The organism is Yoonia sp. (assembly GCF_042093035.1).
Lineage (GTDB): Bacteria > Pseudomonadota > Alphaproteobacteria > Rhodobacterales > Rhodobacteraceae > Yoonia.
On the sequence record NZ_JBELFI010000140.1, the window covers coordinates 1 to 5,344 of the forward strand.

The 5,344-nt window shown below is 58.0% G+C and carries 6 protein-coding genes; 3 read left to right on the forward strand and 3 right to left on the reverse strand.

The genetic code is table 11. The features are described 5' to 3' along the window. The first annotated feature begins 322 nt into the window (after positions 1-322). Complete coding sequence (locus tag ACFDSS_RS13195) at positions 323-550, forward strand: AbrB/MazE/SpoVT family DNA-binding domain-containing protein (protein WP_375256199.1); 228 nt, start codon at positions 323-325, stop codon at positions 548-550. Continuing rightward, the gene (locus ACFDSS_RS13200) at positions 540-935 is read left to right on the forward strand and encodes a PIN domain-containing protein (RefSeq protein ID WP_375256194.1); all 396 of its coding nucleotides are present in this window, start codon (positions 540-542) and stop codon (positions 933-935) included. Before ACFDSS_RS13195 ends, ACFDSS_RS13200 begins: the two co-directional genes overlap by 11 nt. A gap of 61 nt (positions 936-996) precedes the next feature. Here the strand turns inward: ACFDSS_RS13200 and ACFDSS_RS13205 are convergent, their stop codons facing one another. Further along, complete coding sequence (locus tag ACFDSS_RS13205) at positions 997-1,890, reverse strand: recombinase family protein (protein WP_375256195.1); 894 nt, start codon at positions 1,888-1,890, stop codon at positions 997-999. 226 nt (positions 1,891-2,116) lie between these two features. On the opposite strand from ACFDSS_RS13205, the gene ACFDSS_RS13210 reads away from it, so the two are divergent. Next, positions 2,117-3,184: a hypothetical protein gene (locus ACFDSS_RS13210; RefSeq protein WP_375256196.1), complete on the forward strand. Its 1,068-nt coding sequence runs from the start codon at positions 2,117-2,119 to the stop codon at positions 3,182-3,184. A 244-nt stretch (positions 3,185-3,428) separates the two neighbouring features. Here ACFDSS_RS13210 and ACFDSS_RS13215 read toward each other — a convergent pair whose 3' ends face one another. Then, positions 3,429-4,424 carry an alcohol dehydrogenase catalytic domain-containing protein gene (locus ACFDSS_RS13215; protein ID WP_375256197.1) on the reverse strand — a complete coding sequence of 332 codons (996 nt, stop codon included), beginning with the start codon at positions 4,422-4,424 and terminating at the stop codon, positions 3,429-3,431. A 4-nt stretch (positions 4,425-4,428) separates the two neighbouring features. Further along, positions 4,429-5,344, reverse strand: a 916-nt coding sequence (locus ACFDSS_RS13220; protein ID WP_375256198.1) for a mannitol dehydrogenase family protein, incomplete at its 5' end; no start/stop codon positions are given.

The window sequence follows — 5,344 nt, forward strand, 5'->3', positions numbered from 1 at the left end:
GGGGCAGGGGAGGGGGGGTGCGAAAACCGACAAGGAAGGGACGACGGCTGCGACATGGCACTCATGCGACCTACCCAAACCGGGAGGCAAACCGAGGGCCAAAGTCGCTGTCCACGATTGGCTGCCATTCTTTCGGTGATATTGCAGGGTAGCGGAAGACCACTCTTGGACTAAGTCTAATACACATCGGCAAGCGCCTAACGGGGAGAAACTGTGCTGCGCCAGGTGCAGATGCGCGAAATGCCTTGGACGAACCAAAGCTTGCCTTTTGATGGCTTTGGATATACTTGATTTGATGTTTATCCACACCGGAGAGGACAAGATGCAAGTTGCCAAATGGGGAAACTCCCTCGCCGTCCGGCTACCCGCGGATCTTGTGCGGGAACTCGGCTTGAAGGAAGGCGACCAGATCGACCTGGTAAAGGACGACGGTACTTTGCTTGTCCAGCGCCAACCTCGCGCCGATGAAGTCCTGCAAGGGCTAAGGCGGTTTCGCGGAAAGCTATCCAAGGACGCACGCCTGAGCCGCGACGCTGCGCATGAGCGCTGAATTCGCGGATACAAATGTCGTCCTTTACCTTCTTGACGACGGCCCAAAGGCGGATCGGGCGGAAAACATCCTGGGGCAGGGGCCGCGGATCAGTGTGCAGGTGCTGAACGAAGCGATGGTCAATTGCCGGAGGAAAGCCGGTCTCAGTTGGGAGGAGACCGGCACTTTTCTCGCAGGGGTCCAATCCTTGTGTCCAGTCGAGGACCTGTCTGTGCAAACCCATCTTGTGGGCCGAGCTTTGGCAGAAAAATACCAGCTTTCGGTCTATGACGCGATGATTGTGTCGGCCGCTCTTATTGCTGGATGCACGACTTTGTGGAGCGAAGATATGCACGACGGATTGCTGGTCGAAGATCAGTTACGCGTCATCAATCCATTCACCTGACCAGAAAATGGGCTGCAACCTTGCAATCGTTCCATGAGTTGGAAGATTTGCAAGGTTGTGTTTATTGCGCGCACTTCAGCAAGCCCAACTTCTCCGCGCGTTCCAGCAGCATCCTCACGGACGACGGCTGCCAGCTGGCGCGTCCGCGCGGGGTGCGTTCGCGCATCGATTCCAGCCGGTCGCAGATCGCCTGCAGCGTGATGTCGGGGTCCGCGCCTTTGATCGCTGCGACGATGGCCGGCAGGCGGTCATCGGTTTCGCGGCGTCCGGCGCGGCCAAGCACCTCGGCAGGAAGGAACCCGTCGCGCACATATGCCTTCACAGCGCGGAGCAGTCGGCTTTGTGTCCAATGGCGATCTGGGGGCAGGGGGCCATTGATGATCCGCAGCAGGTCTTCCCAGGCCATATCCGGCCGCAAGCGGCGCACATGGGGCACCCAATCCTGCGCGGTCTCGTTGAGGCGCTCCATGTAGCCGTCCTGTCGCGCCAGCCGCACCTTGCGCAGCGCAGCGGGATCCTTGGCGCGTAATCCAGGATTGCCACCAACGCGCCCTTTGGCGCGCGCAGAGGCAAGCCCGGCCTTTGTGCGCTCACGTATCAGCGCGCGCTCGAACTCGGCGGCGGCGCCTAGAACCTGCAATGTGAACTTGCCCTGCGGGGAAGCGGTGTCGATGGGGTCCTGCAGGGAGCGGAAGAAAGCTCCCTTTGCCTCCAGACGTTCGATCACCTCCAGCAAGTGCGACAGAGATCGCGCAAGCCGGTCGATCCGCACGACGACCAGCGTGTCGCCGCTCTGGACACGTTCGAGCACACGAGCAAGCACCGGACGCGCGCGATTGCCGCCCGAGGCGTGCTCTTCAAAGATCTCGACGCAACCCGCAGTTTGCAGGGCCTCAGACTGGGGCAGGGGGGTCTGATCCTCGGTGGAGACGCGCGCATAGCCTATCAGGGGCATGAAATCGGGCCGTTTGCAATTTCATATACCGCTATTAAACGACCGTTTGTAAACGAATGCAAGTAAGTGCTCTCTCGTCGTGCTAATCCAAAAACCCTTGGTTTCCTTGCGCTGAGCGCGATCTGAGAGGTTCCACCGGCAGTCGCGCGCGCATACTATATAAAGAACAAAGGCAACCGCCACAAAATCACTTGGGTAATGTGCAAAAGAACAGTATTTTGCACATATGAAGCCCCAAGCATCCGCTTTGACTGATGATTTCGATGACCCCCTCATCACCATCGAGGAGGATGAAGAAGCTCACGAAGAGGATCTCTGGTTTCTGCCGGGACCACTCGATGAAGAACCAGATGATTTGCCTCCCGGGCCACGGGCGGAACCGCCAGACACTGCTGTCATCGAAGACTGGGCAAAGGCAGAAAGTGTCCACGCTGCGCGACTGGCAAGAGTGGCTGGACGCCTGGGAGCTCTGGATGACCGGCTGCTGCGCGGGCCGGAAGGCTGGCGGCAGCGCCTCGCTCTTATCGAGGCGGCGGATCTTAGCTGGTTCGCAGGGGATCGGGTGAGTTCTGATCGTCTGGCGCTCTGGGTATCGATGCGGCTTTCGGGCGCACAGGATGACCCAAATGCCCTGGCAAGAGTTGGATGGGCTGTTCGACGCCTGACAGGCGGTCCCGGACCAAACGGTGACTTGGCCGCCTTCCTGGATCGCCGCGATCCCAAAAACATTGAAGACAGCACTGAGCGTTTCGAGGATCGCGCGGGCGGATGGCTGGATGTCATGTCAGCCGCAGCCGAGCTCCACCCAATCACCCGGGCTTGCATGGGCTTTCATCTCTGGAGTCTGGCGGGCCTCGGACAGCACGGCGACCAGATCGAAGCCGCCGTCACCGCGTCCAGGATCGCGGTCTGCGACGGAAGCGGCGCCGTCTTCGCGCCGCTGGCTATGGGCGGGGCAGGGGGGCTGCGTGTCTCGGGCTCGCCAACCGAACGCTTAGCACGCTGGTTGGATGGGATGAACAGCGCAATTCTAACGGCGATGCGAACACTTGACGATATCGAAGCGTGGACCCTCCGGGCAAAAAACATCATGTCGCAATTGTCTGGCCGCACGCCGGTTGCCTTGCGAAAAACTTTCTCTCAGTGGCCACTGGTCTCCGCCCCAGTGGCTGAATCCGTGATCGGAGCAAGTCGCGCCGCTATTCAACGCAATCTGGGGTGGATGGAAGAAAGCGGTTTGATCCGCGAGGTGACAGGGCAGGAGCGCTATAGGATGTGGCGGATCGATATCTAGGCATTCTGACAAACCATGCGCCAACCCGGCCTTACGGGAAAGCAGCCATTTGTTTTGCGTGCAGAGAACGACCGCAGAGAGCCCATTCTTCCAATTTTCTGTATTGCGGCGAATGTCTGGATAGAGAGATCAGAAACGAATGAGGCTTATTACCCGTCGCTATTTTCCGAAAGCCAGAGCGATTTTGTCTTGTCTCTCGGCGTGCAAATGAGAAATCGCAAGGGAGATACCCAGAACGGTCAGTTCAGGATCTTATGAACTGAATCTTCAGGCTGCCTTTTGGCACGTTGCCAGTAAACACGTCTGCTATTTCATCAAGGGACATACGATGCGAAACGACCCGCGCGATATCGCCGTCATAAGTGCGAAGACCTTCTAACGCTTGAAGAATATTGTGGTTTAGCGAGTGTGATCCGGCCAAAGTGATTTGGCGACGGAACAGTTCGAACGGAGCGACCTCAATCTTTGCGTCCTGCGGGCAGACGCCAAAGAACAATCCAACTCCGCCGTTGGCGATGTAGTTGGTTAGTTTGCCTGCGACTGCTGGCACACCAGTCGCATCTGCAACGAGGTCGACACTTTGGTGCATTGCCGTCAGATTATCGCTCCCAGAAGCGACGCCTTTGAAGCCAAAGCTTTCAGCTAAGACAAGGCGACTTTCATCGATATCGACCAAGGATACGTCCTTCACTCCAGCAAGGCGCATCCCGATGGCCATCAATATCCCGATTGGGCCCGCCCCAAACACCAGCGCATTGTTGGCGCGGTGTACTTGGCCCGCGTCCAAGCCATTCATCACGCAGCCCAACGGTTCGGCCAGCGCGGCGATATCATACGGCATGTCACCGATGTCGCGCACATGGCTGGCCTGCACGACGCTGTAGTCTGCAAAACCACCGTCTGTCGTGACCCCATAGGCACCCAACGTTTCGCACAGATGCGCCCAACCACGCTTGCAGGCAGAGCAGTGACCACATTCAAGGTTTGGATCGACAGCAACGCGGTCCCCGACTTTCACAACGCTCACGTCCGACCCAACCTCGACCACGAGACCTGCATATTCATGGCCCGGAGTCAGTGGATATGCCGAGGTGCCGTAATTTCCGTGCAACACCTCAAGGTCTGTGCCGCAAATGCCGCTGGCATGGACTTCAATCAGAATTTCGCCCGCGCCCGGTTTGCGATCAGGGCGTTCCTGCACTGAGACAACATTGCGATTTTCAAATACAATTGCGCGCATGGTTTTACTTTTCCAGATAGGTTTGAAGGGCGGCTTGCGTGCCTTGCTCCCAGATCAGCGACAGCCAACGGGCGAAACTTGCTGCAAAGCGAGGATTGTCACCCAATTCGCCATAAAATTGCGCCTGAGCGAGCCATGCCTGCGGGTCGATTTTCGCGGCTTTCGCGGCCATCCCCAAGTCATCCCAGAACGGATCATTCGGTGCAATGGCGCTGCCATCTTCGCGTCGTCCGGCACACATCCTTGCCCAAAGCGCCTCAACCAGCGCCAACCCTTCAATAGGGGTGCCGGCGCCAAGGGCGTCCCGGATAATTGGATGCAGAAAACCAGCGTGACGGGATGATCCGTCGAAGGCAACGCGACGCGTGGTGTCAAAAATCTCAGCGTTGCAAAATCGGCGTTCAACGAGGTCGACATACCCCGGCGGTGTCATTGAGGGAACAGCAGCCACATGCGGCACGATCTCCTCAACTTCGATCTTGCGAAACAGGCCCGCGATGAGCGGGTGCGCCATGCTGCCGGAAATTGTTTCAATCGATAGCATTTCACCGGCGGTCGCAATGATCTGATGGCCTGCGTTCAAAAGGCGAAGTTTTTGGGCCTCAAATGCGTGAACGTCGTCTGTGAATGTCGCTCCGACCCTGTCCCAATCAGGGCGACCAGCGCAGAACTTGTCCTCAATCACCCACTGGCGGAAATTTTCATGGGTGACGGGCACGTTGTCGTCAATGCCAAAACCACGCACGAGCGCCAGTTCGGTCGCGCCCGTCGCGGGCACAATGCAATCCACCATCGAGTTCGGAAACGTCACATGGTCTCCGATCCATCCAGCAAGATCAGGGTCAGACATCGCTGCCAAGCCAATGACGGTATTGCGCAGGATATCGCCGTTGCCTTTTAGGTTGTCACAGCTTTGGCAG

Coding starts and splice junctions, on each gene's coding strand:
- ACFDSS_RS13195 (WP_375256199.1), top strand. CDS start 323: ATGCAAGTTGCCAAATGGGGAAACTCCCTCGCCGTCCGGCTACCCGCG.
- ACFDSS_RS13200 (WP_375256194.1), top strand. CDS start 540: ATGAGCGCTGAATTCGCGGATACAAATGTCGTCCTTTACCTTCTTGAC.
- ACFDSS_RS13205 (WP_375256195.1), bottom strand. CDS start 1,890: ATGCCCCTGATAGGCTATGCGCGCGTCTCCACCGAGGATCAGACCCCC.
- ACFDSS_RS13210 (WP_375256196.1), top strand. CDS start 2,117: ATGAAGCCCCAAGCATCCGCTTTGACTGATGATTTCGATGACCCCCTC.
- ACFDSS_RS13215 (WP_375256197.1), bottom strand. CDS start 4,424: ATGCGCGCAATTGTATTTGAAAATCGCAATGTTGTCTCAGTGCAGGAA.